Genomic DNA, 22,673 nt, shown 5'->3' on the forward strand with positions numbered 1-22,673 from the left:
ACTTAGTGGTCCGCCATCAGTTCTTCAGTGCGAAGGTTTCGAGCTTGTCGGCGTTGTCGGCATTGATGAGGACGCAATCCATCAATTGCTTCTCATCCTTCGGCGCCGTCTTGTTCTTGATATAGGCGTCGGCCTGTTCGACCGCCTTCTGGGCCTGGGCGTAAGCCGGCTGCATGACCGTCGCCTTGATGCCGCCCGCCTTGATGGAGTCGCGCACATCGTTCGACCCGTCGAAACCAACGACGATCACGTCCTTGCGGCCGGCGGCCTGCAGAGCGGCAATCGCGCCCATCGCCATAGTGTCGTTGCCCGAGATCACGCCCTTGATATCGGGATTTGCCTGCAGGATGGTTTCCATCTTGGCATAGGCCTCGGTCTGGCTCCAGTTCGCCGACTGCTTGGCGACCAGCTTCAGGTCGGGATAGTCGTCGATGACGTCGTGATAACCCTGAGAGCGGATACCGGCATTGGTATCGGCTTCGCGGCCGACGAGCTCGGCATAATTGCCCTTCTCGCCCATCAGCTTGACGAACTCCTGCGCGCCGAGCTGTGCGCCCTGATAGTTGTTGGAAACGATCTGGGCGACGGCGATGCCGGTGACGTTGATTTCGCGATCGATGAGGAAGGAGGGGATGCCCGCATCCTTGGCCTTCTTCAAGGCGGCGACCGTCGCATCCGCACCAGCATTGTCGAGGATGATGGCCTTGGCGCCACGCCCGATCGCTGTGTCGATGACTTCCGATTGCTTATTGGCATCGTCGTCATGCGTCATGACGAGCGTGTCGTAGCCCAGCTCCTTCGCCTTGGCTTCGGCGCCGACGGCCTCTGCCTTGAAGAATGGATTGTCGAAGGCCGGCGTGATGATGGCGATTAGGTCGGCGGCGAAGGCCGGCATCGCCGTGCCCAGCGCCAGTGCGGCGGTAAAGGCTGCAAGTGTCAGTCTGCGTGTCAGTTTCATGGTCTCCTCCCAGTTATGAAACAGGCCCTGTTCCCGGCAGGGCAGCAAGGGGAGGGCATTGCCCTCCCGGGGGACGTCGATCAGGTGATGCGACGGATGCTTTCTGCGATCTCCTGCGGCTCGAAAACCTTCTTCCAGTCGTCGCGCATGAGGGCAGGAATGCCGAATTCGATCGCCTTGTTGCAGGCGTCGGAGAACACGCCGTCGACTTCCTTGAAGATGACCGCGCCGAGCACGTTCATGTGGCCGAGCAGGAAGTCGCGGGCGGCTTCCGCCGGAACGCCGCGGGCGACGCACTCATCCATAGCCTGACGCATGACGACGAGCAGCGAGGCGCAGACCGTTTCTGAAAGGCCCGGCTCCAGCATCGCCATCTGCTCGACGGTGACCCGGTGCGAACGCATGACCGGCGCCCAGATGACCTTGGCGATTTCCTCGCCGAGCGCATAGGCGCTTTCCGGACCTTGCATCAGTGCCGAAACGATATGCTGCTTGGCAAAGAGGCCGCCGAAATGGTCCTTCTTGGCCTGCATCTCAGTCTCGTCGTTGAAGATCGGCGGATGGCAGGGATGGGTGACGAAATAGGTGAGGTCCTCGCGCTGCGGCAGATGGCCTGCAAAGGGGGCGGCGGCGTCGAGCGCGACAACCATCGTGCCGGGCTTCAGCTTATCGACGATGCCGGTGGCAACCTTGCCGATCGCGGTATCCGGTACTGCAAGGATCACGACCTCTGCGCCGTCCAGCGCGGCATCGACGGGGACGCAATCAATAGAAAGGTCATTCTTCAGGCGGGCCTTGCCGGCATCGCTGACCTCGACATGGCGCACATCGAAGCGCGAGCCTTTCAGGTTCTTGGCGAGCCGGTAGCCCATTTTGCCGCCGGCGCCGAAAAGAGCAATTGCAGTCATCTTAGTACCTCGTTCACTTTCAATGTGTGGTATCGCAAGTGGTATGATGAGTCAATGAGTATGCCAATATCATACCGAAGAATGCCGCAGCTATGATCCCCTCCCGTCGCGGATCTGCGCGAAGTAATCGTCGGTGCCGACCTGCCCGCCTTTCAGCGCGATCTGCAGGCCATTGGTGGGCGCGTAGCTGCCATGGGCGGTGCAAAGCGGCGAGCCGGGGGTTTGCGGCAATGGAAGAAGCGTCGTCAGGGCCTCGACGCGCACTTCCTTGAGCGCGTGGCTCGACGTGTCGCCGCCGGCAATGACGACGCGACCGAGGTTTTCCTGCTCGATTAACTGCCGCAGGATCGTGCCGAGAGCCTGCCCCAGGCGATGGCGGGCGCCGGGAATGCGGTCGATATCGCCGCCGCGGTCGGCGGATGGGCCGAGTGCCGTATGAAGAATGACGCTGCGGCCGGCCTTGAGGCTGGCCACGCCCGCGGCGACGGCTGCGTCCAGAGCACGCTCGACGCTCTCGCCGACAAGCTCTATGGGATCGAGATCGATGCCGTCAAAACCGTCGGCTGTGGCACGCCGGATTTGCCGTTCGGTCGTCGGCGATACGCTGCCGGAGACGACCGCAAGGCGGTCGACCTTGCCGGGGCGGGCGAACTCCGGCTTTTCTCCGATCAAACCTTCGTTGCGCCAAGCATCGAGAAGGGCATATTCGACACCGGATGAGCCTGCGACAAAAGCATTGCCTTTGCCTGCAAGGCGCCACAGCTGATGTCCTGCGGCAGCCTGGGTTTCCGGGCTGTCGACATCAAGCAGCAGGACACCCTCCTTGCCTCTCGCCAGAGCATCGAGCCGCGCATCGGCATCGGCTGCCTGGATCGTGATGAGATCGGCGAGGCTGACGGGGAGGGACGTCTGCCTGCTCAGATGCAAGGTGAGATCGGCCTCATCCATTGGCGTAACGGGATGCCGGCTCATGACTGGATGCCGGTCGATGCGAAAGACTTCGCCTTGGTAGGCCGCGAAAAGGTGGCCGAAAGCGGTGTAGCGTTTCAGCTGCGGCGCTCCGACCACAACGGGCACGACGGGTTGTGCAAAGAGCGCTTTGCCGATCTCGATCGCCTTGCCGATGTTGCCGATGACGGGACTGGAATCGAAGGTCGAGCAGACCTTGTAATGGCATATCGCGGCATTGAGGCTCTTTAGCCATTCGATTGCAGGCGTCAGATGCTCATCCATCCATTGCGGCGTTTCGCTGCGGCTGGTGCCGGCAATGCCGATGGCGCGGCAATCCTTGAACCGCTCCAGCATGGCTTCACCTGGAATGCCGAGGAAGAGAGCCGTCGGCACGCCATTTGAGGCAAGCGCCTCCATGACGTCGGTGGAGCCGGTGAAATCGTCGCCGTAATAGCTGAGAAGAAGGTTGGACATTGCTGCTAGGCGTCCTTGCCATCACTGAATTTTGCGATCGAGGCGGCAAGCTCCGGATGATCCCTCGCATAGTCGGCAAGCGGTATGTCCGAAACCGCTGCCTGCCAGGCCTGCTGGATGGCGCGAACGCCGGCCGCCGGTCCGAAGGGATGGCTGACGATGCCGCCGCCGCAGAGATAGAGAAGGTTCGTTGTCCGGCCGGTGCGCTGGTAGGTTTCCGGCGCCTGGCCGCCCCATTGACCGGAGCCGGCGACAGGAAGCGGACAGTCTGTGGGATCGAAGAGCGGCGTACTGATGGCCTTGAAGGATTCGACGAAGCTATCGTCCGGTTCCCAATATTTGACCCTGATGCCGTTGATTTGGAACTGGTCGACACCGAGCAGGCGCCAGAACTGCTGGTACACCTTGAAATCCATGCCGGCGCCGGGATGGCGCGTCAGCACATCCCAACCATTGCGATGCGCATGCAGGACGAGGCTGGAGCGCTTGCGCAGGAAGCTCATGCCGCCGAACCCGATAGAGTTTATGTTGACAACAGCGCAATTGCCGCCGGCCTTCAGCACGAGATCGTGGTTGCGCATCATCTCGTCGGGATCGGCATGCGAAATGCCGAAGGCATACATGACCTTCTTGCCCGTCTTCTGCTCGTGATCGAGGATCAACGGCATGATGGCTTCGACGCGCTCTTTCAGCGGCGAATAGGCCGGGCTCATCAGCTTCTCGTCATCCTTGATGAAATCGACGCCCGAGCCGATCAGCTCGCCGACAAGCGCGGCCGTTTCCTCTGGCCGAAGACCGAGCGCAGGCTTGACGATCGTGCCGATGATCGGGCGACCGCTGACTCCGGTCAGACGCAAGCTGCCGGCAACCCCGAATTGCGGGCCGGGATGCGCATCACGGAAGGCCTCCGGCAGCTTCATATCGACGATGCGGATGCCGGTCATGCCCTTGATCGAGAAGACGCCACCGATCGCGATCGTCATCAACGCCGCAAGATCGGTGCCGATGGCATCCAGCGGGAAGGCGATGTCGACATCGGCGCGATGGATCGGGCCATGGCCCTCGGCCACCTCCGGCCAGGTTGGACGCTCGGCGTCGGCAAGGGGGCGGATCGCGAGGACACGCGCGGCCACACGCGCCTTGAGCTCTTCCGTCTCGCCCGGCACGGCGACGAAGGTGCCGGTCGATTGATCGCTGGCGATCTTACGAGCCATCGCCTCGATGCTGCCGGGCGTTTCGATACGGTAGGTGATGGTGATGATCATGAGTGGATGAATGCTCCTCTCGCCGACGATTTTTCGCGTGGCGCAAACTGGTGATCTGGTATAATGAGTATTCCAACTTCTGCAACGATTTTTTTGTCCGGTTGCAGATAAGGCGACTCGTATGGGCTTCCGCCATGGCGGCCAAAAATGCATAAGGGAGGAAAAGCTTTGGGAAAGCGGGATTCCATGAGCCAGCCAGTCGAACAAATTGTACGTCGAAAGCTATCCGATGAAGTATTCGACCGATTGGAGCGGTTGATCACGTCGGGAGAGCTCAAGCCTGGCGATGAGATGCCGTCCGAGCGTGTTCTTATGGAGCGCTTCGGTGTCGGGCGTCCGGCGATCCGCGAAGCCATGCAGGCGCTTGCCAATATGGGGCTGGTCAACATTTCCCATGGTGAGCGTGCCAAGGTGCTTCAGTTGACGGCGAAGTCGATCTTCCGGCAGGTCGATCTCACCGCAAAGATCATGTTGTCGCAATCGTCCGATTCGCTCGAACAGCTGAAAAGCGCCCGCATCTTCTTCGAGCGCGGCATGGCCCGCGAGGCGGCCCAGCGCGCGAGCAAGAAAGATGTCGCCGATCTCAATGAGATCATCGAGCGGCAGCGCGCGTCCCTCGGACACGCCGAGGACTTCATTTCTGCCGATATGCAGTTCCACACGCGCATCGCTCAGATTTCCGGCAATCCGATCTTCGCGGCTGTCAGCGAAGCGATGCTCGCATGGCTGAAAGCCTATCACACCGACATGCTGATCTGGACCGGCAAGGAAAAGTTCACCCTAGTCGAACATGAGGAAATCCTTGCGCGCCTGGCTGAAAACGATGCAGATGGCGCCGAGCAGGCAATGCTCAAGCATTTGGAAAGATCGCGCGCGCTCTACACAAAATGAACATCCGTTCTCGCCCCCGCGCCGGCACGGCGCCTGGATGCCCCTGTCGTAATTCCTCCCAAATCCCAATGGAATCTATTGGTACTCAAATGAGGTGTGCGTGATGATTGATTTCTTTCAGCGAAACATGGCGCTTTTCCTGGCCGCCCTGATGACAGCAGTGGCCGTAACACTTTACAATCTGAGCTGCCTTCTGCTCAGGCATCATCATGCGCTGCTGCACAATCTGCATCATGCGGCAGGCGCCCTAGTCCTCCTTGCAGGCTTCTACACCATGATCCGCTACATGCAGGCGCTGCCGGATGATGAAGGCTAGAAATACGCCAAACTCCGAAATTCGAGCCGGCAATTTCAGATAGAGTTCAGCCTGCGCGGCTATATCCTCGCCCTGTCCCGATGCGAAATCGGCGACGCCCTAACCAGGTGTTGCCAATTTCAAACCGGGAACCAGTTTCACAGCTAGTTCGTCGCACCACTCCGGTGCAAAGCCCCATGAACAACTGAGGATATCAAAACGTGGCTGATGTTTGTACGCAAGGCGTGGATACGGGCTTTGTTGCCTTGGGCTATGCCAAGATTGCAATTCTGGGCATCGTGCAGGGATTGACCGAGCTGCTGCCGGTTTCGTCCACTGCCCATATGCGCCTGGTGCCGGCCCTGCTTGGCTGGCAGGACCCCGGTTCTGCCTTCTCGGCTACGATGCAGCTAGCAGCACTCGCCGCGATCGTCTCCTATTTCTGGAGCGACGTTCGTTACGTCACATTTGGGTCGCTCGATGCCATCAGGCAAAGGGACTGGAGCTCTCCTTCCATACGGCTTGCGATCGCCATCGTGATCGCGACCGTACCGATCGTGATCGCCGGTCTGCTGCTGTCATCCTCCCTGAATGCCTGTGGCACCTCGCTCCGCAGCCTTTGGGTGATCGGTATCGCCTGCCTGGTCATGGGCTTGTTGCTGGCGATCGCCGAACTCTACAGCCGCCATCGGAAAGACATTGAGCAGATGACGCTGATCGATGCTCTGTTCGTCGGCATCACGCAGGTCGGTGCGCTTGTCCCCGGCGTTTCTCGCTCTGGTTCGACGCTGACCGGCGCGCTCTTCCTCGGATTGAAGCGTGAGGAAGCCGCCCGATTCTCCTTCCTGCTCGGCTTGCCTGCCATTGCGCTCGCCGGCTTGAAGGAACTGTATGAGCTCCATAAGGCGCATATTCCGATGGAAGCCTGGTCGGTTCTGCTCGTCGGCCTGATCGTCGGCAGCATATCGTCGTTCATCACCATCTGGGGGCTGATGCGCTTCCTGGAGCGCTTTTCGACCTGGCCTTTCGTCATCTACCGAATCGTGCTCGGCGCCGTCATTCTTTTTGGCGTGCTGACCATGGGCTGGGCCTGAGCAAACTGATTTTTAGCGTGCTGCGGACTTAAAAGGTGGCGCTGCTCTGGAGAGCAGCGCCTTTTCGTTGCGGAGCGACTATCCGAAGACCAGGCCGCCATCGACGATCAGGTTCTGTCCGGTAACGGCCCGTGCCCAGGGGCTTGCAAAGAAAAGAACCGCATCGGCAACCTCGTGGGGCGTGGTGACGCGTCGCAGCGGCGTATTCGCGGCTATGATGTCGAATACAGCTTCCGGAGTAGCGCCACTTGCATCCGTCGTGCGCAGAAGGCCGCCGGAGACCATGTTGACGATGATTCCCAGTGGCCCGAGTTCGGCGGCAGCCGTGCGGGTGAGCGACAGCAATGCCGCCTTGGCGGCTGTATAATCGTGATAGGGCACGACGGGGTTTTGGAAGAGATTGGTACCGATCGTAACAATCCGTCCAAAGCCTGCCTGCGCCATCGCCGGCCGCGCCGCTTGTATGAGGTTCAAGGCGCCCTCCAGCGCGGTTTCCAGCTGCCTGGTCATCTCGGCCCAGCTCAAGGCATCCAGCTTCGAACGTGCGTCACCGTTGAAGCTGAAATCAGCCAATGCATTGTGGACGATGGTCGTCGGTACGCCGAAATGCCCGGTCACCTCGAAGACGAGCCGCTTGGTGTCGTCGAGGTCGCGGATATCGGCTTGAAAGGCCTTGGCATGATCGCCGAGCTTTGCTGCGAGCGCCTCCGCGCTCTCGCGGCTGGCGCGATAGTTGACCGCCACTTTCGCACCTTCCCGGGCGAAGGCCGTCGCTATGGCAGCACCAAGGCCGCGTCCCGCACCGGAAACGATGACAATCTGATCTTTGAGTGAGAGGCTCATTTCTCTGCTCCTTGTCTGTTTGGCCAGAGCGCATGGAAATGCTGCACAGGCCCGTGGCCACTTCCGACGGAAAGCTGGTCTGCGGCAGCAACCGCGGCGGCGAGATAAGTCTTGCCAACAGCGACAGCTTCGGGAAGCGACAGGCCCTTGGCGATCTCTGCCGCGATAGCGCTGGAGAGCGTGCAGCCTGTTCCATGCGTATTCTTGGTCGGCAGCCGCTCCGCCTCGAACCAAGTCACATGATCACCGCTTGCGAGCACATCCGGGCTTTCATCCCCTTCGAGATGACCACCCTTGACGAGGACTGCCGAAGGCCCGAGCATGGCCAAAGCAAGCGCCTGACGCGCCATGTCTTCGCGGCTTTTCGCCTCCACGTCATGCAACAGCGCAGCAGCTTCGGGCAGGTTCGGTGTAACGACGGTAGCCAGCGGCAGCAGCCGCGTGGTCAGCACGTCAACGGCATCGGCAGCCAGTAGGGCGGCGCCACCCTTGGCGATCATGACCGGGTCGAGGACGACGGGTACATCGCGATGTCGCGCCAGAATGTCCGCGACGGCACTGGCGATGGCGGCATTAGCGATCATGCCGATCTTGACGGCATCCACATGGACGTCGGCAAAGATCGCATTGATCTGGTCTGCCACGAAATGTGGAGGCACCGGATGGACGCCGGTGACGCCTTGCGTGTTTTGCGCGGTCAAGGCAGTCAGCGCTGCCATTCCATAAACGCCGCGGGCGGAGAAAGCCTTCAGGTCGGCTTGAATGCCAGCGCCGCCGGAGGGATCGGAGCCAGCGATGGATAAGACATTGCGGATCATTGGCGAGCCTCCTTGATGGCGTTCGCGATGACAGTTGTCGCGGCTTGCGGGTCCGGTTGGTCGCATATGGCCGAGACGACCGCGAGACCATCGGCTCCGGCCGAGTAAACGCTTGCGGCATGCTCTGCCTTGAGGCCGCCGATCGCGACTGATGGAACGGGGCATAGCCTGACGATGCGGGCAAGCCCGTCGAAGCCGATCGGCTGCTTGTGATCGGGCTTGGTGGGCGTGGCAAAGACCGGGCCGATCCCGGCATAGTCGACGATGCCGGGATCTATGGAGGAAGCGAGAGCTTCCGTTTCCACCGAGAGGCCGAGGATCATGTCCGGCCCGATCAGGCGGCGTGCTTCGGCGGCATTCATATCCTCCTGTCCGATGTGGAGGCCATCGGCGCCAATGGCGATGGCAGCCTCGACATTGTCGTTGACGATCAGCCGGACATTTGTTCCCTGCAGGATTTGCTTGAGGGCGCGGCCCGTCTCGATCATGGTGGCTGTCGGTGCATGCTTGTCGCGCAGCTGTACGATGGTTGCGCCGCCGGCAATGGCTGCACGGGTGGTTTCAATCATGCCGAGGTTGGCACATAGCACCGGATCGAGGACGAGATAGAGCGAGAGATCGAAGTCTTTCATGCCGCCGATATCCTTGCATTGCGATCCAGCACTTCCGGGCTAAGGCCGGCGAGGGCGTCGAGGAAGCGCCAGGAAAAGGAGCCCGGCCCGTCTGCAGCCGCTCCGGCCTGTTCGCCGGCGACGGCAAAGACCGCGAGCGCCGCAACGGTTGCATCGAATGGATCATCCGGCATTGCCGCAGCAAAGGCACCGACGAGGCAGGTCAGCGAGCAGCCGAGGGCCGTCACCTGCGGCATGAATGACGAACCGCCGGCGATGCGCTTTGCCCTCCGCCCGTCGGTCACGAAATCCGTAACGCCGGTAACTGCAACGACGCAGCCATGCTTTCCCGCCAATTGCCGGGCGGAATCTTCCGCGTGTTCGACGGCGTCGCGGCTATCGACGCCCTGGCCGCGGCTCGTGCCGCCGGCAAGCGCGATGATCTCGGACGCGTTGCCGCGAATGATCGCCGGCTTTAGCTCGATCAATTGCGCGACCGCCTTGCGGCGGAACGTGGTCGCATAATGGGCGACAGGATCGAGGACCCAGGGCTTGCCCGCCTCGTTTGCCGACCGGGCAGCCTTCAGCATGCCCGCAAGCCAGCCGGACGAGAGCGTGCCGATATTGATCGTCAGCGCGCCGGAGATAGCGGCAAACTCGCCGGCCTCCTCTTCGGCATGTACCATTGCCGGCGATGCCCCGGCGGCAAGCATCACATTGGCCGCGATATTCATGGCGACGAAATTGGTGATGCATTGCACCAGCGGAGGGTTAGCCCGCATGGTGCGAAGCAAATTGCCTGCAGTTGTCTGGTCTTGCATATCGCCCCTTTCAGGCGGGCGAGACGCACAGGGACGACGTGCTGGTGCTTTACGAGGTCCCGAGCGACTCCCTCCGCCAGCATGATCTGGTTCAGGTTCGAAGGGTGCTTCTCAGCCCGCCGGATGGCGGACGCCCCTGTCTCTCATCTCTCTTCTTTTCGCAGACAAAGACGGCGCTGTCACCAGCAAATCACAAAAGCCATGCTGGCGAGTGAGATTGCCTGCTTTCTCGGCGACCCATGCAATGGATGCATAGGTGGAGTGATCCCTTAGCTCTGCAAAAACCTGTGGGCTTCGACTATATGTTTCTCATCGAAGCGACGGGAGCGCCAAGCACGGCCGCTCAGCTTCGAAAGCCCAAGGAAAGGGGATCATCATGAACGTAGCACGCTCTTTCAATAACTGGCGCAAGTATCGTCAGACGGTCGCCGAACTGGGCCGTATGTCCACGCGCGAACTGCATGATCTGGGTATCGATCGCGGCGAAATCCGCAACGTTGCCCGCGCAGCGATCGCTCGCTAACGGCCGCACCGGCTCCTAATAAAGCTGAATTATGTCAGCGCCTGTTCCCCTTGAGCAGGCGCTTTTGCTTTATGAATATCACCGTTCCTTTTCGCCGCGCTTGCTGAAGATTGCATCAATTTAGCTCTCTGCTTTTCGCATGGCGCATAACTGCCTTGCAAAGAAATGCCTATGAACTGAGCAAAAGACTGGTATGTTCCTCTTATCGAAGGGATGCATCTCCTCCCGCATCCCTTCGCTTCGCAGACGTCCTTATCCTCCTCCCAGGGACGGCTGCAGGAATAGCGGAACTCCTCCTCCCATCCGCTGTTCGGTTCTTGTAAAAAGCCTGCCGCTCCTCCTCCCGCGGCAGGCTTTTTCGTTTCATGGACCTCCAGAAGATTGGCAATGACCTAACTCGGTCGAGAAGCTGGCGCTCCAACCCAAGCGGCAAGAGCGCTTCCGCATTAAAGTGTGCGCATTCTCCTCTCGCAAAAATGAAGAGTCGCCCCTATGTGCGACCTATGTAGCGCGCTACATCGAAGACCAACCCCAACGTGATTCCCCGAAACAGGAGGATGCCCATGACCGGTTCTGCCGAATATACGCCGCCGAAAATCTGGACCTGGAACAAGGCCAATGGCGGCCAGTTCGCCAATATCAATCGCCCGATTGCCGGCCCGACTCACGAGAAAGAACTGCCGGTGGGACGTCATCCCCTTCAGCTCTATTCGCTTGGAACGCCGAATGGCGTGAAGGTCACCATTATGCTCGAAGAGCTGCTGGCACTTGGTCACAGCGGCGCGGAATATGATGCCTGGCTGATCAAGATCGGCGAGGGCGATCAGTTCGGCAGCGGTTTCGTCGATGTCAATCCGAACTCGAAAATCCCGGCTTTGCTCGACCGCAGCGGTCCGAAGCCGGTCCGCGTTTTCGAATCGGCCTCGATTTTGATGTATCTCGCCGAGAAATTCGGCGCCTTCCTGCCTACCGAGCAGCCGGCTCGGGCCGAATGCATCTCCTGGCTGTTCTGGCAGATGGGCAGCGCGCCCTATCTCGGCGGCGGCTTCGGTCATTTCTACGCCTATGCTCCGACAAAGATCGAATATGCGATCGATCGCTTCGCCATGGAAGTGAAGCGTCAGCTCGACGTGCTCGACCGTCGGCTGGCCGAAAGCGAATATATCGCCGGCAGCGACTATACGATCGCCGATATTGCCATCTGGCCGTGGTACGGCGGCTTGGTCAAAGGCTGGCAATATGGCGCGGCCGAGTTCCTGCAGGTGCAGGATTACAAGAATGTTCAGCGCTGGGCAGAGCAAATCTACGCGCGTCCTACCGTCAAGCGCGGCCGCATGGTGAACCGCATGTCGGGCGATCCATCCGAGCAGCTGCGTGAGCGCCACGATGCCAGCGACTTCGAGACGAAGACGCAGGATAAGCTGGAAGCCGCTGGCTGATACGACAATTCCCTTTTGCTGAAATGAGCTCGCGTTCCTCCGGATCGCGAGCTTTTTATTGCTCTTGCCACCGGCGTTGCCGGTCTCGACAAGTCAGCCTCGCTCCACCTTGCGAAGCATAAAGTTCGGCTGCCGAGGGTCCGCCGCTCGGCATAGAGCGCGGCGCGATCCTGCGAAGCGTTTTCGAGTTCGGCGAAAGAGGAATGCTTCTCCATGCAGCAAATTGCTGACGACTGTACCCTGGATGAGAACGTGACCGCGGGTGCGTCGTCGCAGCAGCGAGGCGAGGCGAGGGGTGCGCTTCTGAAACATCTGGTGTCGGGCGGCGACGAACGGCTGGATTGCGATCCGGTCAGCGGGCTCAACATGTATGGCTATGGCCCCTCGCCCCGACCCGAAGATCTCGCTTTCGGTTCGTCGACGGCATCGACCATCTCCGCCGCCGCCTTTGTCGCGGTCGAATCCTATTACGCGGATTTGACGCAGGAGATGGAAACAAGCTCGCCGAAGGCTATCTACGACCGCGAAATCGGGCGCGTGCGTGACGATCTGCTGCGCTTGCTTGGCCTCAGCCAATCGTCGCAGCCGCGGATCGATGCCATCCTGGCCACATCGGGCACGGACATCCATCTTTTTTCGGCCTCGCTGTTGGCAGGCGAGGACGAACGTGCCCTGATGACCATCACGCTGATGGGGAACGAGACAGGCAGCGGCGTCATGACGGCGTCGGCCGGGCGGCATTTCATGAGCCGCGTCAGCAGCGAGCGAGCTGTCGTCAAGGGTGAGGAATTGCGGGCGGGCAACGCAACGCGCAACGCCACCATTGCTGTGCGCAACAAGGATGGTTCCCTCCGCGCCGAGAGCGAGGTGGAGGAGGAGTTGCGCGGCCTCATCGAACTTGCCCGCGCAGCCGGCCTCAGATGCCTGCTTGTGGTCACGGACGTTTCGAAAACCAGCCTGCTGGCCCCGGGCCTCGGGACCGTTCTGCGTCTGAAGCAGCGCTTCGGTACGTTGCTGGATATCATGATCGACGCCTGCCAGTTTCGCCTGTCGGCGGCGACGATCCACGCCTATCTCGCCCATGGCTTCATGGTTGCGCTCACGGGTTCGAAATTCCTTGCCGGACCGATTTTCAGCGGGGCGCTTCTCTGCCCGCCACAAATGTCGGAACGCTTCAAATCGTGCGCACTGCCGGCGGCCTTGGCGGATTATTGCGGAAAGGCAGAGTGGCCAGAGGGCTGGGCCGCCCGCGATATATTGCCGGAGCGTGCCAATCTCGGCCTGCTGCTGCGCTGGAAAGCCGCGCTGTTCGAGCTCGAACGCCTCGTCGGTATAGCTGAAGATCGTGTGGTCGCGGTCTTGTCCGCTTTTGCCGCGGCAGTCTCTGATCGTCTTGCGAACGATCCGGCTTTTGAGCCTTTGCAGAGCCGGCCATTGGACAGGCGTGAACTGTGGGGCGCATCATCGGCTCTTCGCTGGGACGAGATTCCCTCCATTTTCTCGTTCTACCTGCGCAATTGCACGGATGGCGCGATGCTGACTGCGACGGAAATGGCGGCGGTTTACAAGGCGCTGGCCATCGACGGTGACGGGGTTGCATCCGTGCGTCTCGGGCAGCCCGTTCGCTGCGCCGATTTTGGCGATGTACCGGCAAGTGCCCTTAGAATTTGTTTGAGCGCGCCGCTGGTCGTGGCTGCTTCCAAGAGCGATGAAGCGCTTGCGACGGTGATCGCGCAAGCGATGCTGGTTCTGGATCGCACCGCCGAGGCAGCGGCTCGACTAAGCGCCGGTTCCAACATCAAGGAGATGCGCCGCAGTGCCTGAAGCGCGTGGTGGAAACCCGCTTCAGCTGGCATAGTCCGCTCTTGGCGATGGATCACGAACCTCGGCGCTCGTCCCCGTCAAAACCAGCGAAATCGCCTCTGACGATGCCGTGCCGCTGGAGCTTGTCGTAGAAAGTCTTCCTGGGAATGCCGAGCGCTTCGATAGTACGGCGCACATCGCCATTGTTCTGCGACAGGGTTTCGCGGATGAGTTCGGCTTCGTAACGTTCTACTCGAACCGGCAAGGGCAAACCTTCGTCGGCCGCCGGCACCTCGTCGGATTTTGCCGTTGTTGCCGATTCGAGGCCGAGCACGAAGCGCTCGGCAAAATGCGAGAGCTCGCGAACATTGCCCGGCCAGTCGTGCTGTTGCAGATGGCGGCGCACCGCTGTGGATAGGGCCGGCACCTCGCGCTTGAAGCGTCCGGCGGCGCGATCGGCAAAATGGCCAAAGAGCAGGGGGATGTCATCGCGCCGTTCACGCAGTGGCGGAATAGAAAGTGTGACGACGTTGAGGCGATAATAGAGATCCTCGCGAAAATCGCCGCGTTGGCGAGGATCGGCGAGATCGACCTTCGCCGCCGCCACGACGCGAAGATCGACAGGACGGACTTCGTTGGTGCCGAGCGGCGTCACCTCGCGCATCTCAAGCACACGCAGCATCTGCACCTGGATCGCAGGTGGCATGCTTTCGATCTCGTCGAGAAACAGGGTGCCGGAGCTGGAATGCTCGATGCGCCCAACGCGCTTCTTCTGCGCGCCGGTAAAAGCGCCTGGCTCATGGCCGAACAGCTCGCTTTCAATCACGGTTTCGGGCAGGGCGCCGCAGTTCAGCGCAACGAAATTGCCCTTCGCGCGCCGGCTCCAGCGATGCAGCAGGCTCGCCACCACTTCCTTGCCGCTGCCGGTCTCGCCCGTGACAAGCACATCGACATCCGTATCGGCGATCTGCCGCAGCGTATAGCGCAGCCGCTCGATGGCGGGCGTCTGGCCAATCAGGGGCAGATCGCCCTGCGCCTGCTCCGCCGCTTGCCGCAATGCCCGATTCTCCAGGATGAGCCTTCGTTTCTCAGCCGCGCGTCGCACGCTTTGCACCAGCCGGTCCGTGGCGAAGGGCTTCGCGATGAAATCATAGGCGCCGTCCTGGATCGCCTGCACCGCCATCGGAATATCGCCATGACCCGTCATGAGAATGACCGGCAGATCGGCGTCGAGCGTCTTGATGCGGGCAAAGAGCTGCAGTCCATCCATCTGCGGCATGCGGATATCGGAGACGACAACACCCGCAAAATCGGCGTCGAGAACAAGAAGCGCTTCGGCTGCGGCAGAGAAGGCGGATACTGCGAAACCAGCCAATTCCAGCGTCTGTTTCGTCGCCCTCAACAGATCCTTGTCGTCGTCGATGAGGAAAACGGGGAAACTCTCATTCATGGTGTGGCCTTGCGCAAATGGACGGTGAAGCGTGTGCCGCTGCCATTGCTCTCGACATCGATCCGGCCGCCATAGTCGACGACGATATCTTTTGAAATGACGAGACCAAGGCCGAGACCCTTTTCCTTGGATGTATTGAAAGGGGTAAACAGCGAATCGAGGATCGTCGCTGGAATACCGGGGCCGTTGTCCGAAACTACGACCTCGACCTCATTCGAAGTTTCGCGCACCGACACCTCCACCTTGGCCTGATCGCAGCCTTCCAGAGCTTCAAGAGCATTCTGAAAGAGGTTGATCAGCACTTGTTCCAGTCGGATGCGCGTGCCGACAACACCAAGGCCCGTTGGCGGCAACTCGATCTTGAGCGCATCCAGGCGACCCGCAAAGCGGCTCCTCAGCAGAACCACGGCTCCTTCGATCACGCTTCTGAGGTCGACTGGCTCCGGTGCGGTCCTTCCCTTGCGGGCGAAGGCTTTCAGTTCTTCGGTGATCGTGCCGATACGCTCGGTCAGCGCCGCGATCGCAGAAAGGTTTTCCTTCACCGGCTCTGTCTGCTGCCGATCAAGGAAGACATTGGCATTCTCCGCATAGGCGCGGATTGTCGCGACCGGCTGATTGATTTCATGCGCGACGCCGGCGGCGACCTGACCCAGGATGGCAAGGCGATTGGCTTGCACGAGATCCTGCTGCACGCCTTGCAACTTGGCTTCCGTCGCACGGTGGTCGGCAATTTCCGCCTCCAGCCGGTCGCGGGCCTGGCTGAGATCCTCCGTGCGCTCAAGAACCCGGCGCTCCAGCTCCTCACGCGCGATCCTGTTGACAGCGATCTGCATGGCGGAAACATCGCGGCGACGCAGCAGGAAAGCGGCGAATGCGAGGATCGGCAGAAGGACGGTCAAGGCAAGGAAGCGCGTCTCGCGCACGGACGAGGCGATCGCCTGATCGGTCGGGATCAGGTAGCCAAGCTGCCAGGGTGTTGATGGAACGGCGACCGTCAGCCGCAAATATTCCGCAGCGCTGCTTCCAGGCAAAATGGCGCGCACGATGGTTGCATCCGGGCCGACTTTTTCGGGGTGGCTGACCGGAAGGGGCGAAAGCGGTGCCGCGCCGAACTGCAGGCTTTTTCGAATGGCGTCGGCTTCCTCGCGCGCAAGGGGGGTGGTCGTCATGAAGCGCCATGAGGGCAGGCTGGTGATGAGCACGACACCGCGTTCGTCGGTCACATAAGCGGGGCGGCCGGTCTCGCTCCAGTCGGCCTCCAGCTGATCGAATTCCATCTTCACCACAACGACACCAAGCGCAGAGCCGACATCGCCAACGCGTCGGGAAATGTAGAGGCCGGGACGATTGCTGACCGTGCCGAGCGCGTAATGCTCGGCGGTTCCCGTTTCCATGGCTTTGCGAAAGTAATCGCGGAAAGAATAATCATTGCCGACGAAGCTCAGCGGCTCGCGCCAGTTGCTGGAGGCCATAGCAACGCCGTCCTTGCCGGTGACGTAAAGGACGGATGCGCTGGTGCCGGTGACGAGACTTTCGAGCTTGCGATCCAAGGCGACGACATCGTCGATGTGCTTGTCGGCCAGCGCGTCTCGCACCTGCTGATCATCGGCCAGCAGTAACGGCAAAGCGCGCGGACGTTCGAGGACCGCGCGCAGTAGGGCAACCTTGAGGTTCGCATCCGTGTGCCCCTGCCGCTGCAGCCCTTCTATTGCCGAGAGCCGTCCATAGAAATTCGCGCCATAAAGGCCAGCCGCAATGATGGCCGCACTTAGAAACGCGAACACGAACCAGACCCGGCGGGAGCGCCGGCCCAGTTGCTCGGGCGTTAGAAATCGTTCGTTGGCCGGGCGCTGCAGCATTGCCGTATTGTGCATGATTTCGCGCGCACCGCAATTCGATCTGTGCGGATAGTCGCACAGATCGATGATCTTGGATCAGTGTCGGAAATTAAAATTTCAACAAAAGCAATATGTTAAAATCAAGGCATGCATCTGGCACAGTCATTGCAGAGAACGACGGAACAGTCGGAGGCTGTTGAATTCTAGTCGTCGCCCGGAGGGCCGAGAGATCGGTTGGGCTTAACGGAGGACATCATGATTGCTCCCATCGCTGCCGCGGAAGCGCGCGCCAAGGTTCCTTTTTACCGGCACCTCTATGTGCAGGTTCTGACCGCCATCGCCGCCGGCATTCTGCTCGGTCACTATTATCCGCAGCTCGGCACATCGTTGCAGCCGCTCGGTGATGCCTTCATCAAGCTGGTGCGCATGGTCATCGCGCCCGTCATCTTTCTAACGGTCACGACCGGCATCGCCGGCATGTCGGACCTGAAGAAATTCGGTCGCGTCGTCGGCAAGTCGTTCATTTACTTCCTGACCTTCTCGACCCTGGCGCTGATCGTCGGTCTTATCGTTGCTAACGTCGTGCAGCCGGGCGCAGGCATGCACATCAATCCGGCGACGCTGGATACCAAGGCCGTCAACAACTATGCGGCGCAGGCCCATGACGCGTCGGTCGTCGGCTTCCTGATGAACATCATTCCGGATACGATCGTTGGCGCTTTCGCCAAGGGCGATATTCTCCAGGTGCTGTTCTTCTCGGTCGTTTTCGGTATTGCGCTTGGCGCTGCCGGCGAACGCGGACGCCCGGTGACGGATTTCCTCCAGGCACTGACCACGCCGATCTTCCGCATGGTTGCCCTGCTGATGAAGTTCGCTCCCATCGGTGCCTTCGGCGCCATGGCCTTCACTATCGGCAAGTATGGTATCGGCACGATCGCCAATCTGGCCTTCCTGATCGGCACCTTTTACGCCACCTCGCTGCTGTTCGTTCTCGTCGTGCTCGGGGCCGTCGCCCGCTATAACGGCTTCTCGATCCTGGCGCTGATCCGCTACATCAAGGAAGAGCTGCTGCTGGTGCTCGGCACCTCGTCGTCTGAAGCCGCATTGCCGGGCCTGATGAACAAGATGGAGCGTGCAGGCTGCAAGCGCTCCGTCGTCGGCCTCGTCATCCCGACGGGCTATTCCTTCAATCTCGACGGCACCAATATTTATATGACGCTGGCAGCATTGTTCATCGCCCAGGCAACTGATACGCCGTTGTCGCTGGGGGATCAGGTCCTGCTGCTGCTGGTGGCAATGCTGAGCTCCAAGGGTGCCGCCGGCATCACCGGTGCGGGCTTCATCACGCTTGCCGCCACCCTTGCCGTCGTGCCTTCGGTTCCGATCGCCGGCATGGCGCTGATCCTCGGCATCGACCGATTCATGTCGGAGTGCCGCGCCTTGACCAATTTCGTCGGCAATGCGGTAGCCACGGTCGTTGTTGCCCGCTGGGAAAACGAACTCGACCAAACCAAGTTTGCCGCCGCCATGGCGGGGCAATTGAGCGAAGAAATCGAGGTGCCTGCCCTGCAGGCAGCCGAATAAACTTCGCATGTCCTCCCAAGGATGAAACGGCCCCTTCGGGGGCCGTTTTTTCGTTCGGTGCCGTTCGATCACAGTTTCGTGTAGCACTCTCAGATGGCTGATCCTTCCGCATCATCAACAGCCGCCTTCATAAAACTGTCACTGCAGCGGCTCACAGCATCATACGGACAGTTGTGAATTTCGACGAAACCCAAGCGAGCAGGAGAGCAGCGTGTCACAGACGATTTTTGTGAGCGCGAGCCGGCCAGTTTCGAGGGGCGTGTGCGTCGATCGACCGTGTCGCGAGTAGCGCGCATGGCTTTCTCACTTTCAGCGCAGCAAAAAGCCTTGCGACGGTCGGAGAGCTTTCTGTCCGAGCTTGCCGGTCATGCCGACGAGTTGCTGCACGGCCAGGTCCATGAGCAATATGCCGCCATTTGCTACAGGAAGGTGCCCGAAGGCGACGATGCCGAGATGCTCGTCGTCACAAGCCGGGAGAGCGGCCGATGGGTCGTTCCCAAGGGTTGGCCGATCAAGGGCAAGAAGCCGCATGAGGTTGCCGCCATTGAAGCTTATGAAGAAGCCGGCGTGCGCGGGAAGGTGAAGAAAAAGCCCTTTGGCTATTTTACCTATCTGAAGCAGCTTGCCGACGGCAGCCGCGTTCCCTGCATTGTCCAACTGCATCTGCTGGAGGTTGACCAAACGCTCCAGGACTTTCCGGAGCGAGGCCAACGCCGCGTCGAGTGGGTTTCCTTCATCGAGGCAGCCAATCGTGTGCGTGAACCGGAACTCAAGGGGCTCCTGCTTGCGGCCGGGCGGAAGGTGCGCAAGACAAAAGGCAAGAAATGATCTTCGTTGTTACAGGGTGACGTTCACAGCCGGGCGGGCGGCGGCTGACGTCGCAGGACGGCGTGCAGTGCCGTTCATTCCTCTGTAACCGTGACGTGTTGTCGCTATCACAGAATATTAAATCGCGACATTAGCCGAGAGCCAGGCGATTGGCAGCTATGCGCTTCCGTGCTTGCCCTCGCCGCATTGATGCCTATATTGACGCAGCGTTCGGCCGTGTCTGTTTAGGTCGATATGCCTCATGGCTGCAATAGCTGCCTTCACCCGGCAACGAATTGGCCGGCGGACTTTGGAAGGAGAAATTTCATGTCCATTACTCCGAATAATATCGATAGTTCAAAGGTTTCTACGGTTCCTGATGGTGAGATTGCTGCTGCTGTGCGGCAGGCGCGTGAAGCCATCGGTTACACGATTGACGACCTCTCGGAGACCTGTGGTCTGACCAGTGGGGAGATCACGGAAATCGAGGCTGGTGCCGAGGCCGATCCGGCGAAACTTCGCCGCATTGCGACCGCATTGCAGGTTCCGCCATCGACTTTCTTCATCGTCTGAACAAGCGGCGCACTTCGGTGCGCCTCTTCAATTCAGCGGCTCGCGTTTCGCATTGGCTTTCCATGCCGATCATCGCAATCGAAGAGCGCATCATCTCGCTTTCGCAGGCACATGCGTCTGCAACTGTATGAGCAACGTCTTGTGACGGGCTTGCAATGCTTCCGGCACCGAAAGCTGCCGGAATGGCAATCGCAGGTGGATTAGGCGACATTTGAAGTTGCCTATGCAGCTATAGATGTAGGTGCGGCTGCTGCATCGAAGAGATGCAGCTTCGATCACAGGACCGTTCGTTGGCCTTTTAAGCGAAAATTTCCATATTTATACATTGAAAATAAGCCAATATCGCCTGGTTTTATGAGTATTTTCGCTTTCTGTTGTCGCGATACTGGTCAAATTCGTTTCAAAGTTTTAATCTATACGGGTCAATTGCGTTTTATTAGTAGTACTTTTGCCGATACAACATATCGCTGCTATGCAGTGGGATGGGTTTGACGGCGTTTATTGGGACAGATCGGCATGGGGCGGAATGATAAGAGTTTTGGCGCCGACCTCGATAACGGCGCACAGCTTGTTAATTCGGTCCCTGATGATGTTTTCACTCCTCGAACGAATGTAGATAGCCGCCTGGCCTCGCCGCCGGAGCCGCAGGCGGGAGAGGGGGGGCAGGACCGAACGCCGGCCGAAGAAGACAAGCTCGCAGCCCTGGATAGGATTGCTCGGGATATGACCTTGCTGGCCACACTGGTGACGAGGCGCCGGCATGCAAAATCCGAAAACGCCGCCGATCAAGATCAATCAACCTCATTCGACGCCTCGGATGAACCCGCAGGGCTGGCATTCGCGCCGCTCGGAATTGCAGCGCAGGATGGGGATGAGATTCACTCCATCAATTCGATCGCACAGGCCATCGAATATCTGATGACGAAATGGCCGATACGCTACGGCGATGCGTTTGAAGAAGCACTGCAGGCTTGCGTCGACGGCGTCAAAGGCAGGGTTTCACCCGAACAGGTTCGCTCTGCCTTCCTCAAGGCGGCTGGCGCCGCCCGCATGCGTGTAATTCCCTGAGGCGATTAAAGCCTGTCGGTTTGTTTGAATTGGCAGCCATGCGAACAAGCAGGCGTCTTGGCGCATGCCGGGATAAAAGCAACTGCCTGGCGAGTTGCGCTTATGGCAAGCGAGGAGGCCCGACCGCTGCTTGAAGCAAGGCAACCAGGCCTCCCGACCATCGCAAATTGGCGGTTGCGATAGTTCCAAAGATGTGGCTTGTCGCCGCTACATCGTCCATACGGAAAGCGGCGCGGGAGGTCTGATTGCGCCCGGCGTCGGAAAGTCGATTTCACAGTAAGCCAATGCCTAATGCCATCAGGCCGCATGTTTCGGAATGCTCCAGCGGCAACATGATCGCTCTGCCTGTCTTCCTGGGCGCCGTTGCGGAGATTGACACACCAAATCTATGCAGGCCGTGATTTGCCAGCATGCTCTTCATCATATGTCCGTTCATAGGGAGAGGAGTTGGGCGCAGTTGGGAGGCCTGACGTTCCTTCTAGGGGTCCGCCCCGTCAGGCCTCCCAGCGCAGCAGATGAATATCTGCGGTAGCGATAAAAACTCGCAGAACGGCGTCCTGCCTGTCTATATCGAAAGCGACACATCACACCCGATTGCGTCACTTGGAAGCCGCCGCGGCCGGCGGCCTTTACGAACGAAGCGAAATTTCCGCGCTTCGTTTCATACATTCCGCGTCCCCGGCAGACGCGAAGCCATCCATCTCATTCTGGTTGTAATGTTTTTGCCGCCGCGATTCCGGCATTTTGCGGTGCGTCAAAGTATAGAATCAATATGCTCTCAATACATATTGCGACAAAACTATACAAATAAAGATTGTATCTCGAAAATATTTATTATTGACTACGTATTTACAGCTATAATCACGTCTATATTATGGCCCCAACGTGAACTTTCGCAAGTTACATGTTGAATCTCGTGAATTCCTTCGAGGAGAATTTTCGAATGCGCAAGTTTTTGGGGACTACGGTTTTCTTGTTGGCGACGGTTGCGGGAAGTACCGTCTATGCAGCAGATCTCGCCACTTCCACACCGCCTCAAGCTCCCGTCGAGGCGGCGCCGGTATTTTCGTGGACCGGTTTCTATGTCGGTGTGAATGCCGGCGGCGGTTTCGGTGGTAACGACGATGTCGGATTCCATTCCTTCGGAAGTTACCTTGGCAGATTTGGCAAGCTTGAAGGATCCGGTTTCCTCGGAGGTGGCCAGATCGGCTACAACTACCAGTTCGACCCCAACTGGGTAGTCGGCCTTGAAGCCGATTTTCAGGGTGCTGACATCAGCGATTCCTTCCGAAACGGCACCGCAAGTGCATCTTCCAAGATCGACTGGTACGGCACTGTTCGCCCCCGCATCGGTTACGCCTATGACAATACCTTGTTCTACGGCACCGGCGGTCTCGCCTATGGGCATGTCGACTACAAGGGTGCCTTGGCTGGCGTAAGCTTTGACGACGACAAGACCAAGGCCGGCTGGACCATCGGTGCCGGTGTCGAACACGCTTTCACCGACCATGTGACGGCAAAACTCGAATATCAGTATGTCGATTTTGGCAGCAGCAACGTGGGCGGGGATGCGCTCAACTCCAAAGCGAGCCTCGATTTCCATGCCGTCCGGGTGGGTCTGAACTACAAGTTCTGACGATAACTTTGCCTTGAAAACAA

The 22,673-nt window shown here is 59.6% G+C and carries 21 protein-coding genes and 1 riboswitch; of the genes, 11 read left to right on the forward strand and 10 right to left on the reverse strand.

Features of this window, described 5'->3' with window-relative positions; genetic code table 11:
- Window positions 1-16 precede the first annotated feature (16 nt).
- The 4 genes from FBZ99_RS17580 to oiaX all read right to left on the reverse strand — a co-directional run bounded on the left by FBZ99_RS17580 (window position 17) and on the right by oiaX (window position 4,556).
- Window positions 17-958: a D-ribose ABC transporter substrate-binding protein gene (locus tag FBZ99_RS17580; protein ID WP_113351124.1), complete on the reverse strand. Its 942-nt coding sequence runs from the start codon at window positions 956-958 to the stop codon at window positions 17-19.
- Between the two features lie 80 nt (window positions 959-1,038).
- The gene (locus FBZ99_RS17585; protein ID WP_113351125.1) at window positions 1,039-1,866 is read right to left on the reverse strand and encodes a phosphogluconate dehydrogenase C-terminal domain-containing protein; all 828 of its coding nucleotides are present in this window, start codon (window positions 1,864-1,866) and stop codon (window positions 1,039-1,041) included.
- A gap of 90 nt (window positions 1,867-1,956) precedes the next feature.
- Window positions 1,957-3,291, reverse strand: a complete 1,335-nt coding sequence (locus FBZ99_RS17590; protein WP_113351126.1) for a four-carbon acid sugar kinase family protein — start codon at window positions 3,289-3,291, stop codon at window positions 1,957-1,959.
- Between the two features lie 5 nt (window positions 3,292-3,296).
- Window positions 3,297-4,556 (reverse strand): 3-oxo-isoapionate-4-phosphate decarboxylase OiaX, encoded by a 1,260-nt coding sequence (gene oiaX, locus FBZ99_RS17595; RefSeq protein WP_113390155.1) that lies wholly within the window; start codon window positions 4,554-4,556, stop codon window positions 3,297-3,299.
- Between the two features lie 186 nt (window positions 4,557-4,742).
- On the opposite strand from oiaX, the gene FBZ99_RS17600 reads away from it, so the two are divergent.
- The 3 genes from FBZ99_RS17600 (at window position 4,743) to FBZ99_RS17610 (ending at window position 6,836) form a co-directional block, all read left to right on the forward strand.
- The gene (locus tag FBZ99_RS17600; RefSeq protein WP_069615499.1) at window positions 4,743-5,447 is read left to right on the forward strand and encodes a transcriptional regulator NanR; all 705 of its coding nucleotides are present in this window, start codon (window positions 4,743-4,745) and stop codon (window positions 5,445-5,447) included.
- Between the two features lie 103 nt (window positions 5,448-5,550).
- Window positions 5,551-5,763, forward strand: a complete 213-nt coding sequence (locus FBZ99_RS17605; RefSeq protein WP_113332702.1) for a hypothetical protein — start codon at window positions 5,551-5,553, stop codon at window positions 5,761-5,763.
- Window positions 5,764-5,963: 200 nt separating this feature from the next.
- Window positions 5,964-6,836 (forward strand): undecaprenyl-diphosphate phosphatase, encoded by an 873-nt coding sequence (locus FBZ99_RS17610; protein WP_113351128.1) that lies wholly within the window; start codon window positions 5,964-5,966, stop codon window positions 6,834-6,836.
- A 78-nt stretch (window positions 6,837-6,914) separates the two neighbouring features.
- On the opposite strand, the gene FBZ99_RS17615 is transcribed toward FBZ99_RS17610, so the two are convergent.
- Genes FBZ99_RS17615 through thiM form a run of 4 tightly spaced genes read right to left on the reverse strand, consistent with a single transcriptional unit; the run spans window position 6,915 to window position 9,929 of the window.
- Complete coding sequence (locus tag FBZ99_RS17615; RefSeq protein WP_145634139.1) at window positions 6,915-7,679, reverse strand: 3-oxoacyl-ACP reductase; 765 nt, start codon at window positions 7,677-7,679, stop codon at window positions 6,915-6,917.
- On the reverse strand, window positions 7,676-8,497 hold the full coding sequence (gene thiD / locus FBZ99_RS17620; protein WP_113351130.1) for a bifunctional hydroxymethylpyrimidine kinase/phosphomethylpyrimidine kinase: 822 nt from the start codon (window positions 8,495-8,497) through the stop codon (window positions 7,676-7,678). The genes FBZ99_RS17615 and thiD overlap by 4 nt, the downstream gene beginning before the upstream one ends.
- On the reverse strand, window positions 8,494-9,129 hold the full coding sequence (thiE, locus tag FBZ99_RS17625; RefSeq protein ID WP_113351131.1) for a thiamine phosphate synthase: 636 nt from the start codon (window positions 9,127-9,129) through the stop codon (window positions 8,494-8,496). The genes thiD and thiE overlap by 4 nt, the downstream gene beginning before the upstream one ends.
- Entirely contained in the window at window positions 9,126-9,929 is an 804-nt protein-coding gene (gene thiM, locus FBZ99_RS17630; RefSeq protein ID WP_113351132.1) for a hydroxyethylthiazole kinase, read from the reverse strand. The genes thiE and thiM overlap by 4 nt, the downstream gene beginning before the upstream one ends.
- 51 nt (window positions 9,930-9,980) lie before the next feature.
- Window positions 9,981-10,077, reverse strand: a riboswitch (TPP riboswitch).
- 228 nt (window positions 10,078-10,305) lie between these two features.
- Between thiM and FBZ99_RS17635 the strand changes: the two genes are divergently transcribed.
- From FBZ99_RS17635 to FBZ99_RS17645, 3 genes are all read left to right on the forward strand, one after another.
- On the forward strand, window positions 10,306-10,452 hold the full coding sequence (locus FBZ99_RS17635; RefSeq protein WP_015342994.1) for a DUF1127 domain-containing protein: 147 nt from the start codon (window positions 10,306-10,308) through the stop codon (window positions 10,450-10,452).
- Window positions 10,453-11,015: 563 nt separating this feature from the next.
- Entirely contained in the window at window positions 11,016-11,891 is an 876-nt protein-coding gene (yghU, locus tag FBZ99_RS17640; protein WP_113351133.1) for a glutathione-dependent disulfide-bond oxidoreductase, read from the forward strand.
- Between the two features lie 213 nt (window positions 11,892-12,104).
- Window positions 12,105-13,715 (forward strand): hypothetical protein, encoded by a 1,611-nt coding sequence (locus FBZ99_RS17645; protein WP_113395039.1) that lies wholly within the window; start codon window positions 12,105-12,107, stop codon window positions 13,713-13,715.
- A gap of 52 nt (window positions 13,716-13,767) precedes the next feature.
- On the opposite strand, the gene FBZ99_RS17650 is transcribed toward FBZ99_RS17645, so the two are convergent.
- Together FBZ99_RS17650 and FBZ99_RS17655 are read right to left on the reverse strand one after the other, a co-directional pair.
- The gene (locus FBZ99_RS17650; protein ID WP_113351135.1) at window positions 13,768-15,144 is read right to left on the reverse strand and encodes a sigma-54-dependent transcriptional regulator; all 1,377 of its coding nucleotides are present in this window, start codon (window positions 15,142-15,144) and stop codon (window positions 13,768-13,770) included.
- A complete protein-coding gene (locus FBZ99_RS17655) occupies window positions 15,141-17,018 on the reverse strand; it encodes a sensor histidine kinase (protein WP_113351136.1) in 1,878 nt (625 codons plus the stop codon). Before FBZ99_RS17655 ends, FBZ99_RS17650 begins: the two co-directional genes overlap by 4 nt.
- A 219-nt stretch (window positions 17,019-17,237) precedes the next feature.
- On the opposite strand from FBZ99_RS17655, the gene FBZ99_RS17660 reads away from it, so the two are divergent.
- From FBZ99_RS17660 to FBZ99_RS17680, 5 genes are all read left to right on the forward strand, one after another.
- A complete protein-coding gene (locus tag FBZ99_RS17660) occupies window positions 17,238-18,566 on the forward strand; it encodes a dicarboxylate/amino acid:cation symporter (protein ID WP_113351137.1) in 1,329 nt (442 codons plus the stop codon).
- Between the two features lie 294 nt (window positions 18,567-18,860).
- A complete protein-coding gene (locus tag FBZ99_RS17665) occupies window positions 18,861-19,394 on the forward strand; it encodes an NUDIX hydrolase (protein ID WP_113351138.1) in 534 nt (177 codons plus the stop codon).
- A 306-nt stretch (window positions 19,395-19,700) separates the two neighbouring features.
- A complete protein-coding gene (locus tag FBZ99_RS17670; RefSeq protein WP_113332692.1) occupies window positions 19,701-19,946 on the forward strand; it encodes a helix-turn-helix domain-containing protein in 246 nt (81 codons plus the stop codon).
- Between the two features lie 501 nt (window positions 19,947-20,447).
- The gene (locus FBZ99_RS33465) at window positions 20,448-21,014 is read left to right on the forward strand and encodes a DUF982 domain-containing protein (protein WP_233788763.1); all 567 of its coding nucleotides are present in this window, start codon (window positions 20,448-20,450) and stop codon (window positions 21,012-21,014) included.
- 943 nt (window positions 21,015-21,957) lie between these two features.
- Window positions 21,958-22,650, forward strand: coding sequence for an outer membrane protein (locus FBZ99_RS17680; protein ID WP_113351199.1), 693 nt, complete (start codon window positions 21,958-21,960; stop codon window positions 22,648-22,650).
- Window positions 22,651-22,673 lie beyond the last annotated feature (23 nt).

It is taken from the genome of Rhizobium sp. ERR 1071 (genome assembly GCF_007828675.1).
GTDB lineage: Bacteria > Pseudomonadota > Alphaproteobacteria > Rhizobiales > Rhizobiaceae > Rhizobium > Rhizobium dioscoreae.

What these genes read in the sequence shown, in the direction of transcription:
- FBZ99_RS17580 (WP_113351124.1), bottom strand. Translation starts at nt 958, where the DNA reads ATGAAACTGACACGCAGACTGACACTTGCAGCCTTTACCGCCGCACTG.
- FBZ99_RS17585 (WP_113351125.1), bottom strand. Translation starts at nt 1,866, where the DNA reads ATGACTGCAATTGCTCTTTTCGGCGCCGGCGGCAAAATGGGCTACCGG.
- FBZ99_RS17590 (WP_113351126.1), bottom strand. Translation starts at nt 3,291, where the DNA reads ATGTCCAACCTTCTTCTCAGCTATTACGGCGACGATTTCACCGGCTCC.
- oiaX (WP_113390155.1), bottom strand. Translation starts at nt 4,556, where the DNA reads ATGATCATCACCATCACCTACCGTATCGAAACGCCCGGCAGCATCGAG.
- FBZ99_RS17600 (WP_069615499.1), top strand. Translation starts at nt 4,743, where the DNA reads ATGAGCCAGCCAGTCGAACAAATTGTACGTCGAAAGCTATCCGATGAA.
- FBZ99_RS17605 (WP_113332702.1), top strand. Translation starts at nt 5,551, where the DNA reads ATGATTGATTTCTTTCAGCGAAACATGGCGCTTTTCCTGGCCGCCCTG.
- FBZ99_RS17615 (WP_145634139.1), bottom strand. Translation starts at nt 7,679, where the DNA reads ATGAGCCTCTCACTCAAAGATCAGATTGTCATCGTTTCCGGTGCGGGA.
- thiD (WP_113351130.1), bottom strand. Translation starts at nt 8,497, where the DNA reads ATGATCCGCAATGTCTTATCCATCGCTGGCTCCGATCCCTCCGGCGGC.
- thiE (WP_113351131.1), bottom strand. Translation starts at nt 9,129, where the DNA reads ATGAAAGACTTCGATCTCTCGCTCTATCTCGTCCTCGATCCGGTGCTA.
- thiM (WP_113351132.1), bottom strand. Translation starts at nt 9,929, where the DNA reads ATGCAAGACCAGACAACTGCAGGCAATTTGCTTCGCACCATGCGGGCT.
- FBZ99_RS17635 (WP_015342994.1), top strand. Translation starts at nt 10,306, where the DNA reads ATGAACGTAGCACGCTCTTTCAATAACTGGCGCAAGTATCGTCAGACG.
- yghU (WP_113351133.1), top strand. Translation starts at nt 11,016, where the DNA reads ATGACCGGTTCTGCCGAATATACGCCGCCGAAAATCTGGACCTGGAAC.
- FBZ99_RS17645 (WP_113395039.1), top strand. Translation starts at nt 12,105, where the DNA reads ATGCAGCAAATTGCTGACGACTGTACCCTGGATGAGAACGTGACCGCG.
- FBZ99_RS17650 (WP_113351135.1), bottom strand. Translation starts at nt 15,144, where the DNA reads ATGAATGAGAGTTTCCCCGTTTTCCTCATCGACGACGACAAGGATCTG.
- FBZ99_RS17655 (WP_113351136.1), bottom strand. Translation starts at nt 17,018, where the DNA reads ATGCACAATACGGCAATGCTGCAGCGCCCGGCCAACGAACGATTTCTA.
- FBZ99_RS17660 (WP_113351137.1), top strand. Translation starts at nt 17,238, where the DNA reads ATGATTGCTCCCATCGCTGCCGCGGAAGCGCGCGCCAAGGTTCCTTTT.
- FBZ99_RS17665 (WP_113351138.1), top strand. Translation starts at nt 18,861, where the DNA reads ATGGCTTTCTCACTTTCAGCGCAGCAAAAAGCCTTGCGACGGTCGGAG.
- FBZ99_RS17670 (WP_113332692.1), top strand. Translation starts at nt 19,701, where the DNA reads ATGTCCATTACTCCGAATAATATCGATAGTTCAAAGGTTTCTACGGTT.
- FBZ99_RS17680 (WP_113351199.1), top strand. Translation starts at nt 21,958, where the DNA reads ATGCGCAAGTTTTTGGGGACTACGGTTTTCTTGTTGGCGACGGTTGCG.